The sequence below is a fragment of the Loktanella gaetbuli genome (assembly GCF_020531945.1).
In the GTDB taxonomy this organism is placed as follows: Bacteria; Pseudomonadota; Alphaproteobacteria; order Rhodobacterales; family Rhodobacteraceae; genus Loktanella; species Loktanella gaetbuli.
Window position 1 is genome coordinate 16,737 of sequence record NZ_JAJATZ010000010.1, and the last position, 20,772, is coordinate 37,508.

The window sequence follows — 20,772 nt, forward strand, 5'->3', positions numbered from 1 at the left end:
ACGCTAGTATGAAACTCACGCTGCGCGCGTGGGCCGGAAAATGGCCTTAAGGGAGGCCATATATGACATAATCATCATTAACAGATTATTTACGCCTGCAAGGACGCGGCCCGGGCCTGCCGGGATCCGCGCCATGCTGTCCGGGTCAGACGACCTGCAGTTCAGGCAGGCGTGTCTTGAAATAATCGACGGTGCGGCGCAGGCCTTCGGTCAGTTTGACCTCGGGGTCCCAGTCCAGCGTCGTCTTGGCCAGTGTGATGTCGGGGCGGCGCTGCTTGGGGTCGTCCTGCGGCAGGTCCATGAATTCCAGTTTGGATTTCGACCCGGTCAGCGCCAGCACCTGTTCGGCCAGTTCCAGCATGGTGAATTCGCCCGGATTGCCCAGATTCATCGGTCCGGTCACGTCCGGGCCGGTGTCCATCAGGCGGATGAAGCCTTCGACCAGATCGTCCACATAGCAGAACGACCGCGTCTGCTGGCCGTCGCCATAGATTGTGATCGGCTGGCCCAAGAGCGCCTGAACGATGAAATTCGACACCACCCGCCCGTCGGCGTGGTGCATCCGCGGCCCGTAGGTGTTGAAGATTCGCGCCACCTTGATGTCCAGACCGTGCTGGCGGTGATAATCGAAAAACAGCGTCTCGGCGCAGCGTTTGCCCTCGTCATAGCAGGACCGGATGCCGATGGGGTTGACGTTGCCCCAATAACCCTCTGGCTGCGGATGCACCGACGGGTCGCCATAGACCTCTGACGTGGAGGCCTGAAAGATTTTGCATTTCAGGCGTTTCGCCAGGCCCAGCATGTTGATGGCACCATGCACGGATGTTTTCGTCGTCTGCACCGGATCGTGCTGGTAATGCACGGGCGACGCCGGACAGGCGAGGTTGTAGATCTCGTCGACCTCGACATACAGCGGCAGGGTCACGTCATGGCGGATCAGCTCGAACCGGGCATGGTTGTGCAGGTGATCGACGTTGCGCTTGGTGCCGGTGAACAGGTTGTCGACGCAGATGATCTCGTGGCCCTGTTCCAGCAGGCGGTCGATCAGGTGCGAGCCTACGAAACCGGCACCACCGGTGACCAGAATGCGTTTGCGGCTGTCATAAAGGCGGGCCATGCGGAAATCCTTTTGCGTCAAAATAATCGGTGTCGGCGTCTCTATAATCACAGGCGTGTGACTTGCACAGCGCAGGATGCGCTCAGATGCGGTGGCGGTTGCGCCAGCGCCAGATCCGGTGCGCGATCCGGTCCTGCGGTGCGTAGGCGAAATCGGTCTGAGGGGCGATCGTGATCTCGCGCGCGGGCGTGGCGGGCAGTGCCGCCAGCCGGTCGGTGTAGATCTGATAGGGGTGATATGTGGTCAGGATCTGCCGCCGGGCGCGGGCCAGCCCTTCCTGGACGCGGGCATACATGTCATTTGCGATGGCGGTCTCGATCCGGTCGATGCAGCCCTGGGGGTCCGCAATGTCGATGCCCAGGATCGTGGCCGGGTCAAAAGAGCGCCCGATATCGGGTGCCCCCCAGTAGACCGGCACGCAATTGGCCACATAGGCGTCGATGATCTTTTCGGTCCAATAGCCGGGCCAGGCCCCGTTTTCGAGACAGATGTGATACTTGTGATCGCGCAGGGCGGTGATCTTGGGGGCGGTCAGATCGTTGATGCCGCGCCCCCACCAGTCCAGCCGGTCGCCGAAATGCGCCTTGAGCCGGTGCATCAGCGCCAGGCGTTGCCGGTGGCCGGGCGTATCGGTCTTGGCCGACACCACGGCCGAGATCAGCCGCTGCTTGTCGGTGAACCCGGTGGGTTCGATGTCGTCATGGGGCACCTCGACGAACCAGTGATGGGCACCTGGCTCCAGCCTGCGTCCCGGATGGCGCACCCGCGTGTCATGGCAGATCACGGACGCGAATTGCGCCAGGTAGCCGCGCGGCAGAAAGGTGATGTCGGGCGGTTCTTTGAGGCAGATCAGCGTCCGGCCGGGCGGGCAGGTAAGCCGATAGCTGCGGCTGAGCGCGCTGACGCTCTGGTGGACCACGACCCCGTCGAAATGCCCGCCATCGGGGTTCACCACGAATTCGGCATCCCGCCAGCGCGGCTGCCCCGAGGGCGTCAGGTAGGGCTGGAAGTATCGCACGAATTTCAGCGCATTGTCCGGCAGCAGATAGGCGATCTTCATGGTGGGCCCCGACGGCGGCTGATGCGGCATGCAGGTTGCCGACAGGCAACGTCCGCCCCAAGAGTGCCCTTCGCCCGTGGAATTGCAATGGTGGCTCTTTTCTATCCGGGTCTTTTCGGGATAGCTGTGCACCCGTTGACACGGACCAGGTCCGACATTGCATTTACGCCCGCGCAGGCTGGCCCCGCAGGGTGTCGCCCGCTGAAAGAACCGATTTGGACATGACAGAGACCTCGACCCCGGCCTTGCGGCAGATCGTCTTGGAAAACGGGCGGACGGACAGCCACTACTGGCGCGATATCTGGTCCTACCGCGAATTGTTCTTTGTGCTGGCCTGGCGCGACATCGCCGTGCGCTACAAGCAAAGCGCACTGGGGGCGGCCTGGGCCGTGGTGCGCCCGGTCATGGCGATGATCGTGTTCACCTTCATCTTTGGCCGGATCGCGAACCTGCCCAGCGTGGGTGATGCCCCCTACCCGATCATGGTCTATGCAGGCATGCTGCCCTGGTTTCTGATGTCCACGATCTTGGGCGATGCCTCGCAGAGCCTAGTGGGCAGCGCCAACATGATCAGCAAGATCTACTATCCGCGCCTGATCACACCGGCGGCCAGTTCGATCGTGTCGCTGGTGGATTTCGTGATTTCGTTCTGCGTGCTGCTGATCCTGATGCTGATTTTCTGGTATCCGCCCAGCTGGCACATCGTGTTCCTGCCGATTTTCGTGGTCTATGCGGTGGCCGTGGCCTTCGGGCCCGCGCTCTATCTGGCGTCGCTCAACGTGCGTTACCGGGATTTCCGGTTCATCGTGCCTTTCGTCGTGCAACTGGGCCTTTATGTCTCGCCCGTGGGCTTTTCCAGCGACGTGGTGCCGGATCAATGGCGCCTTCTTTACAGTCTGAACCCGGCGGTGTCGGTGATCGACGGGTTCCGCTGGTGCATCCTGGGTGGCGAGGCTGTGATCTACTGGCCTGGTTTCATGCTGGGGCTGGGTGTGACGGCGGGCCTGATGTTCCTCGGCCTGCGCGCCTTTCGGCGCACGGAACGCAGCTTTGCGGATTATATCTGATGACGGACACGATGATTTCCGTGCGCGGCCTGGGCAAGCGTTACCTGATCGGCCACGACACCCAGCGCGCGACCACCCTGCGCGAGGGGCTGGCCCAGACCGCCGCCAGCCTGCGGCGCAACCTCGGCCGCACCCTGCGCGGCGAACAGCTGCTGGCGGGCGACAGCGTCGAGGAATTCTGGGCGCTGCGTGATCTGGAATTCGACGTCAAACGCGGCGATATCGTCGGCGTCGTGGGTGCCAACGGCGCGGGCAAATCGACCCTGCTCAAGGTCTTGTCGCGGATCACCGAACCAACCGAGGGGCAGGCGCGCATTACCGGGCGCATGGCCAGTCTGCTCGAGGTCGGGACCGGGTTTCATCCCGAACTGACGGGCCGCGAGAATATCTTTCTCAACGGGGCGATCCTGGGCATGAGCCGGGCCGAAATCCGCGCCAAGCTGGACGAGATCGTCGATTTCTCCGGCGTCGAAAAATTCCTCGATACCCCCGTCAAACGCTATTCCAGCGGCATGTCCGTCCGGCTGGCCTTTTCGGTGGCGGCCCACCTGGAACCCGAAATCCTGGTGGTGGACGAGGTGCTGGCCGTGGGCGATGCCGCGTTCCAGCGCAAATCCCTGGGCAAGATGGAACAGGTGTCACAAGAGGGACGAACGGTGCTGATCGTCAGCCACAACCAGGGGTCGCTGCGCAACCTGTGCAAGACCGGAATCCTGCTGCAAAAGGGCCGCCTGACCATGACCGGCACCATCGACGAGGTGCTGACCCGTTACGCAGGCGACCATGACGGCAATTCCAGCGCGATCACCGACAGCGGGCGCGACGGGGCCGCCTTTACCAGCCTGCGCATCGAAAGCCCGGCCAACCAGCTGCGCGGTGCCGTCTGCGGCGGCCCCTGCGATATCGTGCTGGGTTACCGCACCGACCCCGGACGGGTGAAATCGCTCAGTTTCCGGATCGGGGTGCTGGATGCCTATGGCAACCGGCTGACACAGCTGGCGTCGGACGATTTCGGCAAAACCTACGCCAGCACCCCGACCGGAGAGGTCCGTATCCACCTCGACCGTCTGCCGCTGGCGGCGGGCCGCTATACGCTGAACCTGAACATGCTTTTGGATGGCAACCGACTGCATCATCTGGCCAACGCCGCCGCACTCGATGTCGAACAGGGCGATTACCTGGGCACCGGCACCCTCAGCGGCAACACCCAGGTCGGGCCGGTGATCATCGACCATAGCTGGACCTGAGACCGGCGATGGCGCGCAGTTTGAAATCATGGCTCTTTGGTCACGGCATTTCACTCAGCGTGCTGCGACCGGGCCAGCGCGCGCGGTTATTGCGCCAGACCGACAGCCGCGCCAGCGATGTTTACCTATGTTCCTTTCCACGCTCGGGTAACACTTGGACCCGGATGATCGTGGCCTTTGTGCTGGACCCGACACTGGATGACGTGGATCTGGATGTGATCGACAGGCTGGTGCCGCGCAGCCGCGAGGCGGACCACAGCCCGACCACCCCGCGGGTGCTGAAAAACCATGATCCTGCCTTTGATCTGTTTCCGCGCGTGATCTACAACGTGCGCGACGGGCGCGATGCGACCCTGTCGAACCATGCCTACCAGGACAGGGTCGGCAGCTATATCGGCGACCGGCTGACCTATATCGCGGACCGGGCCGGACGGCCCTTTGGCCTGTGGCATGATCATGTCCGGCAGGCGCTGGCCTATCAGCGCCGCTATCCCGACCGGTTCCTGATGCTGCGCTACGAGGATCTGCGCCGCGATCCCGCAGCCCAGATCCGCCGCGTGGCGGATTTTCTGGGCAAATCCGTGAGCGATGACCGCATCGCCCGGATCATCGCATTGACCGATCTGGACCGGCAACGCGCGCGGGCCACCAGCGACGACCCGCGCAAGGCCCATACCCTGCAAACCGGCGCGGTCGGTGGCTGGCGCGACCGCATGACCCCAGACGAGATCAGGCTGTTCGAGGCCCTCTCTGCCCCTGAACTGAAGCTGTTGGGCTACCCGCTCAGCACCGATCCGCAGGAGGGGACAGGATGATCGCATCCTTGCGTGCACGGCGCGGGCAACTGGTGGGCGCCGTGCGGGGCCTTGTGTTGCGACAGCGGGTGCGTGTCACCGGACCCGGTCGGCTGATGGTCGAGGCCGGTGTGCGGGCCGCAGCCGCCTCTGACGCCCGCATCACCCTGTCGGACGGTCTGCTGCATCTGGGCGCGCGCTGGCCGCATTTCGCGGCCCTGCCCTGCGTGCTCAAGCTCGACTCCGGGGCTGCGATCACGGTGACGGGGCGGTTTCGGCTGCATACGGGGTTCGTTTGCGCGCTGGCACCGGGTGCGCGGCTGACGCTGGGGTCGGGCTACATGAATTATCGCGGCACCATCGATTGTTTTGCGGATATCCGTATCGGTGATCGGGTCGCCATCGGACCTGACGTGGTGATCCGCGATTCCGACAATCACGGTCTGGCGGTGGGCGGCCCTGCGACAGCGCCTGTGATGATCGGGGATGATGTCTGGATCGGGCAGCGTGCGATGATTCTCAAGGGGGTGACCATCGGTGACGGGGCTGTTGTCGCGGCGGGCGCTGTCGTCACCCGCGATGTGGCACCGCGCAGCCTGGTCGGCGGTGTGCCGGCCCGGGTGCTGCGCACGGAGGTCCAGTGGCAATGACCACCGCCCCCGATATCATCCCTGCGCTGGCCGCATTGCGCCCGGCGGGTGCGATCGCGCCGCCGCCTGCGCTGCTGGATCGCACTGCGCTGGATGTGCCGCTGGCGGACCCGGATGCGGTCGATCACTGGGCCGGACAGGTCCTTGCAGGGCACAGCCTGCCTGGCGGTCTGCGGATCGCGCTGGATCTGGATGACACGCTGCTGCACGGCAGCCAGACCTGTCCCGCGCTCTGGGATCGGGGCGGCTATGGTGATCCTGCCATCGTGCCGGGCTGGCGCTATGACCGGATGCAGGTGTCATGGCGCGGGCGGGTGCATCTGCTGCGCGGGCGGCCGCGCTATGACGCGGTGGACCGCCGCCATCACCCGGCCCTGACCGCGCCGCGTATCGTGGTCGCTCCGGACCTGCCGATGCTGTCGGTGCTGGGCTGGTTGCAGACCCGTGGTGCGGTCCTGGGTCTGGCCACGGCCAGCGCGCGCACCCGTGTCGATCTGCTGCTGGACCGCCTGCCTGCCCTGCGCGCGCTGGTGGGCCCCCGAGTCATGACGGCCGAGGATCTGGCCCATCGCCTGACCACCGCCCCCGACGACGCGGACCCGCTGTGGTCCGCTGCGGCCCCGGCCCATGCCGCACGGCCCCTGTCGCTGGCGGCCAAGACGCCCTGGGCGCTGGCCCCGCTGTGGGACGGGGCGGGCTATGACCTGTTGGTGGACGATTCCGCCGTGACCGCCACCGTGATGCAAGCCGCCAGGCTGGACGACCGCCTGCTGCATATTCCGGGCGGTGCGCTGTCGCCCGCTGCCGGATGGGCCAATGCCGCGGCCCTGCTACGCCGTCTGGCGGGCCTGCCGGCACTGGACAGAACCCCCGCCCCGCCGCCCGTGGGCGCGCTGCGGATTGAGGACCCGCTGTATTGGCCCTGTCTGCATCTGTCCGACCAGTTCGAGGATCCCGCCCATGGATAGTGTCGCCATCATCGTCATCAACCGTGACCGCCCCGACCTGACCGACGCCGTCGTCGCACAGGTCCGCGACATGGGGGCCGGGCTGGATGTGGGGCTCTATGTGGTCGAGGCCGGCAGCAGCCCGCAGGGCCGGTCGCGCCATGCCACCCACAGTTTCCACGACCCGACCTACCGGGGGCGCTATTTCGCGTTCAATCAGGGGTTGGCCTTTGCCCATGCGGACCGGCCCGCCTGGGATTACTACTGGTTCGTGTGCAACGATATCGTCTTTGCCCCCGGGCAGGACACGCTGCGGCTGTTGTGGGAGGCCATGCAGACCGACCCCGCGATGGCCGCGATCGGCCCGGGAGAGCCCGAGGCCGACGATTATCAGGGCTGTTTCCCCAAACCGGGACGCCAGTGGCACAAGGCCTCGACGATCCACGGGTTGGCGATGCTGCTGCGGGGGGATGCCTATCGCGAGGTCGGCTATTGCAGCCCGCGGTTCCACTATTCCCAGGGGGCCGGGACCGAATTCGCCTATAACGTCTATCGCGCGGGCTGGTTTCTGGCCTATTCGGATGTGGCGACACTCTATCATGCGCCGGGTGGCAGCACCTACGGTCAGGTCGTGCCGCTGTCGCGCCATGAATACCAGCGCCGCGCGCGCAATTTCGCCGCGAAAGAGCTGCGCCGCCTCTACGGCCCCGACTGGGACGAGGTCTTCACCGCCGTGCTGCCGCCGGATGTCGAGGACAATACCTTTCCCTGGCAAAAACAGGTCTGGGAAACCAGGCTGCGCCGCAACTACAAGGCCGATTTCCCCCGGTTCTTTCGCGCAGGTTCGCGCGTCAAACAGGCCCTGCGCCGCCTGATCGGGCGCGGCTGACATGCGGGTGTTGGCGCTTTCGACGACGGATTGGCGCGGGGGCGCTGCGCGGGTCGCCCATTACCTGACGCAAGGGCTGCGGGATCGCGGCATCCACGCCGACCTTTTGGTGGCGGACAAGACGTCGGATGCGGATTTCGTCCAGACCATCGACGCCCCACCTGCGCCGCGCCGTGGGTTGAAGCGCCGCGTGGTGCAGCGGCTGGGTTACGGTGCGCTGAACCTGTTGTCGCCCAACGGGCCAGTGGTCTTTGATCCCGCGCGCCTGGCGGATTACGACGTGGTGCACCTGCACGACGTGCCGCCCGTCAGCCTGCTGGATCTGGTCCGCCGGCTGGACAAACCCATCGTCTGGACCGTGCATTCCATGGCGCCGCTGACGGGCAACTGTGTCTATCCCTACGGCTGCGATCGCTGGATGCGGCGCTGCGGGTCCTGCCCGCAGTTCGGTCAGTGGCCGCTGATTTATCAGGCCCGCGACGCGAGTGCCGAGATCCTGACCGCCCGCCGTCTGGCCTACGGGCGGATGCGGTTTCAGGCCGTGGGGGTCAGCCAGTGGATCACCGACCGGATCGCGGACAGCGTCATGGGTAGCCAGCCCCGCCACACGGTGCAGAACCCCAGCTGGCGGCCTGACTATTATCCGACCAACCGGGCGGCGGCGCGCGCCGCCTTGGGTATCCCCGACGGCGCCTTTGCCGTCATGGTATCGGTGTCGGGCAATGCGTTGGACCTGCGCAAGGGGCTGGACATCACCGCCGCCGCCGCCCGGGAAATCCGCGCCACATGGCCCGATGCCGACCGCCTGTTCCTGTTACCCACGGGGATCGTGCCGCCCGACGGTGACATGGCCGCCCTGCTGCGCGACATCCCCGGCCTGCCCCCGCGCATGATCGAGGACACAGCCACCTTGCGCCGCTACTACACCGCCGCCGACGTGGTCTGGCATCCGTCGCGCGCCGACACCAGTTCGATGGTCAGCCTCGAGGCCTTTGGCTGTGGCACACCGGTGATCGCGGCCGCCGTGGGCGGTGTGCCCGAGATCGTGCGCGACGGCGTGTCGGGCCTGCTGATCCCGCCCGATGATCCTGCAGCCCTTGTCACCGCCACCCGCCGCCTGATCCGCGATCCCGCACTGATGGACCGCTTGCGGGCTGGCGCATTGGCCACAGCCCGCGACCACAACCCAGACCGGTTCATTGACGCCTACCTTGCCATCTATCAAAAGGCAGGCGCGTTCCCGTCCCCGTCAAAGGATATCCCGTGATCGGCAGACTCCTCTACAAGGCGCGCCATCTGGCCCGCCAGTCGCCCCGGCTGATCCACGCCCGCGATATCGTCCGGCCCCGCATCCTGAACACCGCGCCGGTGACAGGCACCACCGATACTGACGCCGAACTGCATGTTCTGACCTCGACCGGGGACTGGCTGAACCTGATCTGGTCGCTCAAGAGCTTCTATGCGCAGACTGGCCGGTCCTATGCGCTGGCAATCCATGGTGACCCAGACCTGCCTGCTGCGGCAATCACCGCCTTGCGCCATCATTTCTCCGATGCCCGCGTGATTGAACAATCGGACGCCCGCGATGCGGTGCTCGACAGCCTGTCGGGCCATCCGCGCTGCCGCCGCCTGCGCGAAACCAACACCCTGTCGATCAAGAGTTTCGATTTCGCGCATTTCCTGAACAGTGACCGGATGATCCTGTTCGACAGCGACCTTTTGTTCTTTGACCGGCCCACCGCCTTTCTGAACCGGCTGGACGATCGCAGCCGCCGGGTGAACGCCTATAACGCCGATGTGGATACCGCCTATGCAGTGGATATCGACACGATCCGCGCGCATGGGTTCGACATCGTCCCGCAGATCAATTCGGGCTTCGGGCTGGTGCACCGCGACAGCCTCAACCTTGACTGGATGGAGGAATTTTTAGGGATTCCGGGCATGATGGAAGGGCATTTCTGGCGCATCGAACAGACCCTGTTCGCCCTATCCGGGTCGCGTTTCGGGGCCGAACTGCTGCCCGAGGATTACCGCGTGTTCCTGCAAGGCGACGTGGGCGACAAACCCTATCGCCACTACGTCGGTGCGGTCCGCAACCAGATGTACACCGAAGGCATGCGGCGTCTGCAGGGGGCACTGCTGGCGACATGACCGGCGGGGGTGACATGCAGGTGCGTGCGGCCCCCGACTGGCGGCAGGGCAATCCCTATCAGCAGCTTTTGGCACAGGCCCTGTCGCCCTTGGGTGTCGATGTGACCTTTCCCTGTGGCTACCGGCGCGGGTTGCCGCTGTGGCGCGACCTGCGCAGCGGTCCCCGCCCCCAGATCCTGCATCTGCACTGGCCAGAGGCCTATCTGCGCCGCACCGCCCCGCTGCTGCGCGCAGCCTACGTCCTGCGCACGCTGGCCGATCTGGCCCTGGTCAAACGTGGCGGCACGCGACTGGTCTGGACGGCGCATAACCTGACCGGCCATGACACCGCGACGCCGCGGCTCGATCTGGTCTTTGCCCGGCGGCTGGCCGGGCTGGCCGACCGGATCATCACCCATGGCGACGGCGCGCGTGATGCGGTCGTGGACCGGCTGGGCGCGGATCCCGCCCGGATCACGGTGATCCCCCACGGCACGTTTCGCGATGTCTATGGCCCGGCGCCCGACAGGGCTACCGCACGCGCCGCACTGGGGCTTGACCCCGATCTCCCGCTGGCGCTGTTTTTCGGCATGATCAGACCCTACAAAGGCGTTTTACCCCTGCTCGACGCATGGGAGGCGCTGGGAACCCGACGCGGTGCCGCGCAGCTGATGATCGCGGGCGAGGCCCCCGACCCGACCCATGCCAGCGCTGTCAGCGCCCGCGCGCAGCACCTGCCGCAGGTCCGGCTGGACATGGGCAAGGTGCCGGACGACCGGGTGCCGCTGCTCTTGGCCGCCGCCGATGTGCTGGTGCTGCCCTTTGCGGCCAGCCTGACCTCGGGCACGGTGACGCTGGCGCAGGATTACGGCGTGCCGGTGGTTGTGCCCCGCACCCCCGGCACGGCAGAGGCCCGCAACGCGGTCATTGCAGATGACACCACCCCCGGCCCGCTGGGACAGGCCATATTGCAGGCGCTGGCCCTGCCGCGCGGCCCCCGCACCCCGGACCCCGCCACCGGCTGGGACCGCGTCGCGGCACAGCATCGTGCGGTCTTTGAACAGGCGCTGGAGGCCGGGACATGAGCGTCGTGCAGACCGTGGTGCACAAGGCCGCCCGCGCCAACATGCGGCTGGGCCTTTATACCCCGCGCATCCGCGAATTCTGTTTCGTGCTGGGCGCGATGAAGAGCGGGACCACCACGCTCTATCGGTATCTGGTGCAGCATCCGCAGATCGCGCCGAACCAGTTCCAGAAGGAACCAGAGTTCTTTTCGACCGCCACTGCCCCACAGGACCTGCGCCCCTACCTGCGGCAATGGCTGCCACGGCCCTACGGGCGGCAGATCGCGCTCGAGGCCTCGACCGGCTATACCAAGCGGCCTGCCTTTCCCGACGTGGCCGCACGGTTGGCCGCCCTGCCCGGCCGCAAGCATCTGGTCTATATCATGCGCAACCCCATCGACCGGATCGAGAGCCATCTCGCGCATAATTTCGCGGCCCGCGAACAGGTCATGCCCGCGTCGGGGGACTGGCCGGCGCTGGATCACGCGCTGGCGGTGTCGTCCTACGCGATGCAGCTTGATGCCTACCGCGCGGCCCTGCCGGACTGCCCGGTCAAGCTCTTGTCCTTCGACCAGCTCCGGCGCGATCCGGCGGGCATGCTGGCCACGGTCTGCGTGCATCTGGACCTCGACCCCGGCTTTGCCTTCACGCCGCTGGCTCCGCAGAACACTCGGGCCACCCGGGCCGATGTGCAGGCCTTTCGGCTGACGCAGGCGCAGCGGGACGATATTGCGACCCGGTTGCGCCCCGATATGATACGTCTGCGCGACGATTACGGGTGCGATATTGCCCAATGGGGGTTTTCATGACGATGCAGGATCAGACCGCAGCGCCAACCCGCATGCGCCTGCTGGCCAAGGCGCTGCGCCGCGCGCTCTGGCCCCAGATCACGCCGCGCCGCTTTGACGTGTTGGTCTGCTCGCCCGGCGGGGTGGGCACCACATTCGTGATGAAACACCTGCACCAGTTCGTCAAAACCAACGCGGCCCACGATCAGGACGGGCTGAAACATCCCGCCCGTCCGCCATTGTTCCTGCGCGGGCGGCCGCGCATTCTGTTCATCCACGGCGATCCCGACGTCGCCTTGCGCAGCATCATCCGGCGCGGGTTCTTTCCCTATCAGGCGGCCAAGCTGGGGCTGCCCGCCTGTGTGGTGCTGGGGGACACACCGTTGGGCCAGCGGTTTTATCTGCGGGGTCAGGCGCGGCAACTGGCCCGTTTCAAACGCTACCGGGGTGACGTGCTCTGTGTCGCCTTTGACGAGATCTGGGACCGGCTGGATGACATCGCCCGCTTTGCCGGTGTGGACCCTGCCACCTTTGCACGCGATTTTCCGCCCCGGCGTGCCCGCGCCAGCCAGCCAGAGGGTGCCGCGTGACGCCCCGCGCCTCTGTCCTGATCCCGGCCCATAATGCGGGCCCCTGGGTTGCCGCCGCGATCGACAGCGCGCTGGCGCAGGGACCGGATATCGAGGTCATCGTGATCGACGACGGGTCCACCGACGATACGCTGACGCAGATCCGCGCCTTTGACGGGCGCATCCGCTGGGAAACCGGACCGAACCGTGGTGCCCCTGCCACCCGCAACCGCGCGCTGGCGCTGGCGCAGGCCCCCTGGGTGCAGTTTCTGGATGCCGACGACTGCCTTGAGACAGGCAAGATCGCGGCCCAGCTGGACGCGGTGGATGATGACACGGACGTGCTTTACGGGGCCGAAACCGTCGAATGGCATGGCCATGGTGCGGTGCACCGCACATGGACGCCGACCCCCGCGCCACATGATCCGCCCGCATTGCTGGCAGGCTGGCATCTGCCGCAGACCGGCGCGCCACTGTGGCGCAAGGCTGCACTGGATGCAGTGGGCGGGTTTCGGGTGGACCAGCCCTGCTGTCAGGAACATGAACTCTATCTGCGGCTGCTGATGGCGGGCAAACGGTTTGTTCATCATCCTGCGGCGCGGGGTGCGATCTATCGCCGGTTCGACAGCGGGACCCTGTCGACGCGGGATCCGGCCCGGGTGCGGACCCAGCGGGCGCTGATCCTGAACAGGTTGGAGGCCTGGCTGGACCAGACCGGCGGTCTGACACCGCACCGCCAGCAGGCCATCGATCAGGCGCGGTTCGACATGGCCCGCGCCGCATGGCCCCACGACCGGACCGAGGCGCGCGCGCATCACGCCGCCATTTCGGGGCGCGGGTTCCGGCCCGCCGGGGCTGCGGCCCCCGCAGCCTACCGGTTGTGCTATGCGCTGACCGGCTTTGCCGCCGCCGAACGGGTCGCCGCATGGCGCAGGAGGTTGTCATGACACGCACCGGACCTGACCGGCCGCTGGATGTGTTCCTGCATATCCCCAAGACGGCAGGCACGTCGTTCAACACGCTGCTGTCGCGCGCCTATGGCCACAGCGATACCCTGCATGTGCCGTTCGACCACCTGGATGACGGGACCCGTGCGCTGGCGGCCCTGCCCTCCGAACGGCAGCAGGCGCTGACGCTGCTGCGCGGTCACATCACCCACGGCATTCATGGGGGCATCCCCCGCCCGGTGCGCTATTTCACGGTCCTGCGCGACCCTGCATCCCGGATCGTGTCATTCCTGAACCACATGGCCGCCGAGGCCGCCCATAACCCGACATCCGATGTGCCATGGCTGACCAGCCTGCGCGACTGGTCCGACATGGAAACCTACATCCGGCAACGTCCGCGCCAGGTCGACAACTACATGGTGCGCGCGCTGTCGGGGCGTGATTTCGCGCCCGGTGCCTGCGATGAAGCCGCGTTGGAGGCCGCCATCGCGACCCTGCACGCCATGCCCGCCTTTGGGGTATATGCGGATATCAACGCCAGCGTGCTGGCGCTGGCCGAGGCGTTCGACTGGGGCGTGCTGCCGGTCTTGTCGCGGTCCAAATCAGGCAATCCGCGACGCATTACCCTGACCGACCGGGACCGCGCGGTCCTGCAGGATCTGAACCGCTATGACCAGGCGCTCTATGATACGGCCTGCGCCTTGTTCCGCGACAGGCTGGCCGCCCGTCCCGCCCTGCGCCGCCGTGCGGACCTGTATCGGCGCCTGACCCCCGCGGTCACCTGGACCGAAACCGCCTTGCGATCCCTGCGTCACCGATCCTCCAACCTGAGAGCGCGCCGCCCATGACACCGACGCCTGACAGCCCCCAGACCGCCTATTACGATCGCACCGCGGCGCATTACGACGCGATGCAGATCATCGAGGGCGACGAACATACCATCGCACTGCGCTATCTGGACGGTATCTTGCACAATACACCCGTCACCAGCCTGCTGGACGTGGGCTGCGGCACGGGCCGGGCCCTGGTGCATCTGCGCGACCGCCACCCCGACATGACCCTGCGGGGCATCGAACCGGTGGCTGCGATGATCGCCGTCTGCCGCGACAAGGGGCTGGGAGACGACCAGGTGCAGCAGGGCGACGCCTGCGCGCTGCCCTTTGCCGACGACAGTTTCGACTATGTCTGCGCCTTTGGCGTGCTGCACCATATCGCGACCCCCGACATAGCCCTGCGCGAGATCTGCCGCGTCGCACGCAAGGGGGTCTTTGTCTCGGACCACAACGCCTATGGCTGGGGCGGCACCCGGTCGCGCCGCATCAAGAACGCGCTGCGCCGCCTGCGGCTGTGGCCGCTGTTCTGCCGGCTGCACACCCGTGGCAAGGGCTATTACGACACCGATTACGACGGCATCTTCTATCCCTTTTCGCTGCTGGATCATGTGGCGCTGGTGCAGGACAGCTTTCCCCGGGCGAACTTTCTGACCACCAAGGCCTACGGGCCGGATCTCTATCGCGACACCTCGCATCTGGCGCTGCATGCCACAACGGACCGGGTCGATTTCCTTGACTGATCCCGCGGACATCGGTTTTTCGGTGGTGATCCCCAGCTACAACCGACGGGACTATCTGATGGCCTGTCTCGACAGTGTCGCGGCCCAGACCCATGCACCGGCACAGGTGATCGTGGTCGATGACGGGTCCACCGACGGCACGCTGGCGGCCCTGGCGGACAGACCGGGCGTGCAGGTGCTGACACAGGCCAACGCAGGCCCCGGTGCGGCCCGCAACGCAGGGGCCGCCCAGGCAACGGGCACCTATCTGGCGTTTCTCGACAGTGATGACCTGTGGGTGCCCGACAGCCTGCGGACCTTTGCCAGCCTGATCGCGGCCCATGACCACCCGGCCCTGTTGTTCGCCCGCTTTGCCGATTTTACGGACACACCGCCACCGCACCAAGGTGCACCCGCCGCAGGAGAGGCCTATGCCGATTTTCTGGCCAGCGCGGGGGCCGGTCATTTTGCGGGGGCGGGCATGATGGTGATCCGGCGCGACGCCTTTGACGCGGCAGGCGGTTTCACCACCGCCCATATCAACGCCGAGGATCACGATCTGGCCCTGCGTCTGGGCACGGCGCCGGGGTTCGTGCAGGTCACAGCCCCGGTGACCCTGCTGCACCGCCTGCACGACAGCAATGAAATGGGCGATGCCGCACGCAATACCGCCGGGATCGCGCGGCTGGTCGCTCAAGAGGCCGCGGGCCGCTATCCCGGTGGCACCGCGCGGCGCGGGCAGCGCCGCCGAATCCTGCTGGGGCATGTCCGCGCTGCGGTGCTGGCCGGGGTCAGACAGGGCGATACTGCTGCCCTGCGGCTTTATCTGAGGACGCTGCCCTGGGCGCTGGCGGCCGGGCGCTGGCGCTATCTGCTGGCGGTGCCTGCACTGACGCTTGGCCGGGCAATGCGGCGCATGACAGGACGGGTGACACCATGACCGACACCACGATCAACCGTCTGCTGAGCTGGCCTGTGGGGCTGGCCTCGCGGCTGCGGGTCTGGACCTGGCGCAGGCTGGGCATGCAGATCGAAGGCCACTGCCGGTTGCACCGCATCCGCGTGCCGCGCAATCCTTGGGACATCGCGCTGGCGGACGGCGTCGCGCTGGACGATGGCGTCGTGCTGCTGACCAGTGGCGCGCGCGGGGCCAGCCCCCGCCTGACGATCGGGGCGCGCAGCTATGTGAACCGTCAGACGATGTTCGACGCCTCCGAACGGATCAGCGTGGGCGCAGACTGCATGATCGGGCCTTTCGTCTATATCACCGACCACGACCACGGCACCGCCCCCGGCATCCGTCTGGCCGACCAGCCGCTGACAGGCACCCCCGTCACCATCGGGCGGAACGTCTGGATCGGGGCCGGTGCCATCATCCTCAAGGGTGTGACGATCGGCGATAACGCCGTGATCGCCGCAGGCTGCGTCGTCACCCGCGACGTGCCCCCCGGCGCACGCATCGCAGGCGTGCCGGGACGGCCCCTGACACCCGCCGCCAAAGGAGCCCCGTGATGAACGCAGATACCCCCCGGTCCCCCGCAGCCTCTGTCGTGATCACCACCCACGACCGCGATGACGAACTGGCCACCTGCCTGGCCTCGCTGCAACGCCAGACGATCCCGCTGGAGATCATCGTGATGGACGACAAGGGGTCGGCGGCCACCCGCGATCTGGTCGCCCGGATCGCGTCCTCCGCGCGCTACCTGCACGCAGGCACCGGGCAGGGCCCCGCGTTCCAGCGCAACGCAGGCATCGCGGCCGCCAGCTGCGAGATCGTCTTTTCCTTTGATGACGACGTGGAACTGGTCGACCCCACGACCTGCGAAAAGACATTGCCCGATTTCGCCGACCCGCAGGTCGCCGCCATCGGCATCCCCTTTGTCAACGTGCGCATCTCGCAAGAGGTGCATCATGTCACCGCCCATCCCCGCCAGCAGTTGCATGCCTTTGTGGGGGCCGCCCATGCGGTCCGGCGTTCGGCCTTTCAGCAGGTCGGCGGGTTTCGCGCGCATTATTTCTACATGGGCGAAGAGGGCGATCTTGCGATCCGCCTGCTGGATCACGGCCATGAGGTCCGGGCCGGGACAGCACCACCGATGCATCATTTTGAATCGCCACGCCGGTCGTCGCGTCGCGCCGCGATCTGCGGGCGCAAGAACGATGTGCTGTTCGTCATGCACAACGTGCCGATGCCGCAGGCCATCGTGCATCTGGCCGGCACCATCGTGAACGGGCTGCGGTTCGGGCTGCGCCACGGTCACGCGGGCTGGCATCTGCGCGGTCTGGCACAGGGCCTGTCCGAGGCCTGGCAGCACCGCCGCGACCGCCGCCCCGTCTCGGCGGCGTGCTACCGGGACTACCGCGCGCTCAAACGCGGCTCTGCCGGGGCGGCGCTGGCCTGGACGGCCAAGCCCCAGCCATGACCAGCCCTGCCCCCTGGGTCGTCTGCCAGATCGGCGCGCGCGAGGATTTCGCGGTGGCGCGGGCGCTGGCGCGGCAGGCGCTGCTGTCGGAACTGCTGACCGATGTCTGGGCCGGCGGGCATCCCCTGCGGCCGGTGCTGCCTGCCCGTCTGGCAGGCCGCGACCACGCGGCGCTGGCGGATCACCGGGTCTGGGCCCCCACCACCCGCGCCCTGCTGCGCGAGGCGGGCGACCGGATCACGGGGCGCGGCGGCTGGGACGCCATCCTGCATCGCAACGCCTGGTTCGCGCGACACGCGGCCGCGCATCTGGCCTACAGGCCCGCCGGGCAGGACCTGACCGTCTTTGCCTACAGCTATGCCGCAGGTGACATTTTCGCACTGGCCCGCGCCCGTGGCTGGCGGACCGTGCTGGGCCAGATCGACCCCGGCCCGTTTGAGGCGCGCATGGTGGCCGATATCTATGCCGCCGCTGGCGACCCGCTGGAGCCCATCCCCGCCACCTATTGGGATCATTGGCAGCGCGAGGTCGACCTGGCCGATACCATCCTCGTGAATTCCGACTGGTCGCGGCAGGGGCTGATCGCCGAGGGCGTGCCCGCAGAGCGCATCACAGTTGTCCCGCTGGCCTTTGAGGGAGCCGCTACCCCACCCGCCCGCGCGCCCCTGCCCGACCGGTTCACGGCGGATCACCCGCTGCGCCTGCTGTTCCTGGGGCAGGTCACCCGGCGCAAGGGGATCGACATCGCGCTGGACGCCATGGCCGCGCTGCCGGATGCGCCCTTGCGGTTGGACGTGGTGGGGCCCGTGCAGATCACCATCCCCGACACAGCCCGCGCCGACCCCCGGATCGTGTTCCACGGATCACGCCCGCGCCACGAAACCCCCGCCGCCTATGCCGGCGCTGATCTGTTCGTCTTTCCCACACGGTCGGACGGCTTCGGCCTGACCCAGCTCGAGGCGCTGGCGCAGGGCCTGCCGGTCATCGCCTCGGATCGCTGCGGCACGGTCGTGCGCTGCGGCACCGACGGCGTGATCCTGCCCGACCTGACACCGGCCGCACTGGCGGACACGTTGTCAGCGCTCAGCGCCGACCCGGCCCGCGTCCGGCGCATGATGCAGGCCGCCCGCCTCGACACGCGCTTTGATCTTGATACATTGGGCCAATCACTGGCCGCATTGACGCCGGGCGCAGTTACGACGGGACATCCTGGATGAGCACGCAGACCATGCAACCTTTTGCGCAGGGCGATGTCAGCCGGGCGCAGGATATGGTCCCGCCGCAGGACCTGAACGCGCTGATGCTGATGTCGACGCTGATCCTGCTGGCCGCCCTGGGGATCGGCTACATGCTGGCCATGTCGGCCACCACGCCGAACGACATCTTTGCCCAGCCATCGGCGGTGCTGGCGGTGGGTCTTGCGCTGGCGCTCTGGGTCGAGGGCAGCGTCGCCATGCGCAACCTGATCCGGGTCGACCTGTTCATGCTGATGGTGCTCTACCTGCTGACCTTCTTTGAATTCCTGCTGCCGCAGGACCCGGTGCGCAACGTGGTGACCACCGGGTCGGCCCAGCTGACGGTGGAAATCGTGATCCTGGGGTTCGCCGGGATCGTGATCGGCCGCCACCTGGCCCCCGTGCGCCGTGCCATGCCGCGCCAGGTGACGCTTTATAACGCGCCCGGTGCGACGATCCTGATGCTGCTGGCCTGCGCCGTGCTGGGCTATTTCTACATGCTGCTGACGGTGAATTTCAGCCTGTCGGAACTGCTGTTCCAGATGTCGCGGGAACGGTTTTCCCAACCCTGGAGCCGCGGACAGCTGGGATCGCTGGGCGTGCTGCTGGGCGAGCTGGCCCTGCTCAAGTTCCTGATCCCGCCGCTTGCGGCGGCGGTCCTTGCGCAATGGCGCAGATACCGGCTGTGGCAGTTGGTGCTGACCGGGCTGATCCTGTATCTGGTCCTGTTCGAAAGCTTTGCCAGCGGCACGCGCAACGTGTTTCTCAGCCACATGATGACGTTTCTGGCAGCCTATGCCCTGCTCAGCCCGAAACTGACCTTTGCCAAGGCCGCGGCGGTTTTCGGGCCTGCGCTGATCATCGGCTATTTCGCGATCTACTACCTGCCGGAAATCCGGACCGTGGGCCTGCGCAACTTTGAACTGGCCGAGGCGACCTCTGACAGTTTCTTTGTCGACATGAACCTGGTGAACATTTCCCAGCTGACGGATATCTTTCCCGCACAATACCCGTTTCTGGGGGCCGAGATTCCCTATACCGCCGCGATCCGTCCCATTCCGCGCGGACTCTGGCCGGGCAAGCCCGAGGGCCTGTCGCTGGGCATCGAAGAAGCGCTTGGCGTGACGGGCATGACCCTGTCGGCCACATTCGTCGGAGAACTCTGGATGGCGGGTGGGACACTTGCCGTCGGCCTTGCGGCCCTGATCTTTGGCGCGGTGGCTGGATGGTGGAACCGCAAGGCACTCCGGGCACGCTCGAACATGGACATGATCCTCTATGCGACGGGATTCTTTCCGGCGGGTCTGTGCATGCGCAGCTTTCTGTCGGTGGCCCCGGCCCTGCTGCCGCTGATCGCTTTTGTCATCTACCGGAACATCCGGTTTTCCCTGCGATGAACGATCCGGTCCTGCATCCCCTGTCACCCCGTCTGGACCCACAGACCTTTGCCATCTTTCTGCATATCCAGAAAACCGCCGGCATCACGGTGCAGACCTACCTGCGCCAGCGGTTCGGTCCGGGACCACTGCGCCGCATGGCATGGCGGCTGACCCGTGACCCGCGCCTGGCGGGCGATCTGCGCACGGCCGCACGGGCGCGCAAGACAAAGGACCGCATGTTCGGCGGGCATTTCTGTTTCGGCATCCACCGCGACCTGCCCGCACCCGCCAGCTACATGACCTATCTGCGTGATCCCGTGGCCCGCTGCGTGTCGCTTTATACCTATTCGCGCGACACACCGACCGCCTATTACCACAGCCATGCCCGTGACCGCGATCTGGCCAGCTTTGTGCGTGACAGCGGGTTGCTGGAACTGGACAACGGGATGGTGCGCTTTATCGCCGGATCGGATGACGGATCGGCTTTTATCAACCGCACGCCGGTCGGCGGCGTCGACGACGCCATGCTCGCCACCGCGAAACGCAATCTCGAGACAGCGTTTTTCTTTACCGGCATTCAGGAACGTTTCGACGAATCCTTCCTGCTGCTGGGGCACCTTTTGGGCGACGCGCGCCCACGCTACCTGCGTCTGAACACCACCCGCAGCGGCGCCGCGCCAGTCCTCGATCCAGATACCCTGCGCGCCATTCAAGACCGATCGCAGATGGACCGTGCGCTTTATGATTTCGCCTGTCAGCGGCTGGATGCGCAACTGGCCGCGACCTTTGACGACCTCGAGGGCACACTGGCGCAATTCCGCACCGCAAACGCCCGCTACAACGCCCGCATGGCCCCGCTGCACAACGCGCTGGCCTCTCTGCGCCCCCGCAGTTTCAGCGCCGGCTGACAGGCT

Annotated in this window: 22 protein-coding genes; 20 read left to right on the forward strand and 2 right to left on the reverse strand. The window is 66.5% G+C overall.

Annotation, left to right across the window (positions count from 1 at the left end; all coding sequences use genetic code 11):
• Positions 1-145: 145 nt before the first annotated feature.
• Together LGQ03_RS15485 and LGQ03_RS15490 are read right to left on the reverse strand one after the other, a co-directional pair.
• Entirely contained in the window at positions 146-1,117 is a 972-nt protein-coding gene (locus tag LGQ03_RS15485) for a UDP-glucuronic acid decarboxylase family protein (protein WP_226749121.1), read from the reverse strand.
• Between the two features lie 82 nt (positions 1,118-1,199).
• Positions 1,200-2,177, reverse strand: a complete 978-nt coding sequence (locus tag LGQ03_RS15490) for a glycosyltransferase family 10 domain-containing protein (protein WP_226749122.1) — start codon at positions 2,175-2,177, stop codon at positions 1,200-1,202.
• Between the two features lie 221 nt (positions 2,178-2,398).
• Here LGQ03_RS15490 and LGQ03_RS15495 point away from each other — a divergent pair, with 221 nt between their 5' ends.
• From LGQ03_RS15495 to LGQ03_RS15590, 20 genes are read left to right on the forward strand one after another with little or no spacing between them, the layout of a single operon-like run.
• The gene (locus LGQ03_RS15495) at positions 2,399-3,244 is read left to right on the forward strand and encodes an ABC transporter permease (RefSeq protein WP_226749123.1); all 846 of its coding nucleotides are present in this window, start codon (positions 2,399-2,401) and stop codon (positions 3,242-3,244) included.
• The gene (locus tag LGQ03_RS15500; RefSeq protein ID WP_226749124.1) at positions 3,244-4,491 is read left to right on the forward strand and encodes an ABC transporter ATP-binding protein; all 1,248 of its coding nucleotides are present in this window, start codon (positions 3,244-3,246) and stop codon (positions 4,489-4,491) included. Before LGQ03_RS15495 ends, LGQ03_RS15500 begins: the two co-directional genes overlap by 1 nt.
• 8 nt (positions 4,492-4,499) lie before the next feature.
• Positions 4,500-5,306, forward strand: a complete 807-nt coding sequence (locus LGQ03_RS15505; RefSeq protein WP_226749125.1) for a sulfotransferase domain-containing protein — start codon at positions 4,500-4,502, stop codon at positions 5,304-5,306.
• Positions 5,303-5,935, forward strand: a complete 633-nt coding sequence (locus tag LGQ03_RS16730) for an acyltransferase (protein WP_319004506.1) — start codon at positions 5,303-5,305, stop codon at positions 5,933-5,935. Before LGQ03_RS15505 ends, LGQ03_RS16730 begins: the two co-directional genes overlap by 4 nt.
• Entirely contained in the window at positions 5,932-6,903 is a 972-nt protein-coding gene (locus LGQ03_RS15515; protein ID WP_226749126.1) for a hypothetical protein, read from the forward strand. Before LGQ03_RS16730 ends, LGQ03_RS15515 begins: the two co-directional genes overlap by 4 nt.
• On the forward strand, positions 6,896-7,771 hold the full coding sequence (locus LGQ03_RS15520; RefSeq protein WP_226749127.1) for a glycosyltransferase family 2 protein: 876 nt from the start codon (positions 6,896-6,898) through the stop codon (positions 7,769-7,771). The genes LGQ03_RS15515 and LGQ03_RS15520 overlap by 8 nt, the downstream gene beginning before the upstream one ends.
• 7 nt (positions 7,772-7,778) lie before the next feature.
• Positions 7,779-9,038 (forward strand): glycosyltransferase, encoded by a 1,260-nt coding sequence (locus tag LGQ03_RS15525; protein WP_226749128.1) that lies wholly within the window; start codon positions 7,779-7,781, stop codon positions 9,036-9,038.
• The gene (locus LGQ03_RS15530; protein WP_226749129.1) at positions 9,035-9,922 is read left to right on the forward strand and encodes a hypothetical protein; all 888 of its coding nucleotides are present in this window, start codon (positions 9,035-9,037) and stop codon (positions 9,920-9,922) included. Before LGQ03_RS15525 ends, LGQ03_RS15530 begins: the two co-directional genes overlap by 4 nt.
• Complete coding sequence (locus LGQ03_RS15535; protein WP_226749130.1) at positions 9,919-10,986, forward strand: glycosyltransferase family 4 protein; 1,068 nt, start codon at positions 9,919-9,921, stop codon at positions 10,984-10,986. The genes LGQ03_RS15530 and LGQ03_RS15535 overlap by 4 nt, the downstream gene beginning before the upstream one ends.
• Positions 10,983-11,774 (forward strand): sulfotransferase family protein, encoded by a 792-nt coding sequence (locus LGQ03_RS15540; protein WP_226749131.1) that lies wholly within the window; start codon positions 10,983-10,985, stop codon positions 11,772-11,774. Before LGQ03_RS15535 ends, LGQ03_RS15540 begins: the two co-directional genes overlap by 4 nt.
• Entirely contained in the window at positions 11,771-12,343 is a 573-nt protein-coding gene (locus tag LGQ03_RS15545) for a hypothetical protein (protein ID WP_226749132.1), read from the forward strand. Before LGQ03_RS15540 ends, LGQ03_RS15545 begins: the two co-directional genes overlap by 4 nt.
• On the forward strand, positions 12,340-13,269 hold the full coding sequence (locus LGQ03_RS15550; RefSeq protein WP_226749133.1) for a glycosyltransferase family 2 protein: 930 nt from the start codon (positions 12,340-12,342) through the stop codon (positions 13,267-13,269). Before LGQ03_RS15545 ends, LGQ03_RS15550 begins: the two co-directional genes overlap by 4 nt.
• Complete coding sequence (locus tag LGQ03_RS15555) at positions 13,266-14,117, forward strand: sulfotransferase family protein (protein WP_226749134.1); 852 nt, start codon at positions 13,266-13,268, stop codon at positions 14,115-14,117. Before LGQ03_RS15550 ends, LGQ03_RS15555 begins: the two co-directional genes overlap by 4 nt.
• Positions 14,114-14,842: a class I SAM-dependent methyltransferase gene (locus LGQ03_RS15560; protein ID WP_226749135.1), complete on the forward strand. Its 729-nt coding sequence runs from the start codon at positions 14,114-14,116 to the stop codon at positions 14,840-14,842. The genes LGQ03_RS15555 and LGQ03_RS15560 overlap by 4 nt, the downstream gene beginning before the upstream one ends.
• Entirely contained in the window at positions 14,835-15,761 is a 927-nt protein-coding gene (locus LGQ03_RS15565) for a glycosyltransferase family 2 protein (RefSeq protein ID WP_226749136.1), read from the forward strand. The genes LGQ03_RS15560 and LGQ03_RS15565 overlap by 8 nt, the downstream gene beginning before the upstream one ends.
• Entirely contained in the window at positions 15,758-16,333 is a 576-nt protein-coding gene (locus LGQ03_RS16735) for an acyltransferase (protein WP_319004507.1), read from the forward strand. The genes LGQ03_RS15565 and LGQ03_RS16735 overlap by 4 nt, the downstream gene beginning before the upstream one ends.
• A complete protein-coding gene (locus LGQ03_RS15575; RefSeq protein WP_226749137.1) occupies positions 16,333-17,244 on the forward strand; it encodes a glycosyltransferase family 2 protein in 912 nt (303 codons plus the stop codon). The genes LGQ03_RS16735 and LGQ03_RS15575 overlap by 1 nt, the downstream gene beginning before the upstream one ends.
• Positions 17,241-18,461 (forward strand): glycosyltransferase family 4 protein, encoded by a 1,221-nt coding sequence (locus LGQ03_RS16740; protein ID WP_319004508.1) that lies wholly within the window; start codon positions 17,241-17,243, stop codon positions 18,459-18,461. The genes LGQ03_RS15575 and LGQ03_RS16740 overlap by 4 nt, the downstream gene beginning before the upstream one ends.
• Positions 18,458-19,876, forward strand: a complete 1,419-nt coding sequence (locus tag LGQ03_RS15585; RefSeq protein ID WP_226749138.1) for a hypothetical protein — start codon at positions 18,458-18,460, stop codon at positions 19,874-19,876. Before LGQ03_RS16740 ends, LGQ03_RS15585 begins: the two co-directional genes overlap by 4 nt.
• Positions 19,873-20,766: a sulfotransferase family protein gene (locus LGQ03_RS15590; protein WP_226749139.1), complete on the forward strand. Its 894-nt coding sequence runs from the start codon at positions 19,873-19,875 to the stop codon at positions 20,764-20,766. The genes LGQ03_RS15585 and LGQ03_RS15590 overlap by 4 nt, the downstream gene beginning before the upstream one ends.
• Positions 20,767-20,772 lie beyond the last annotated feature (6 nt).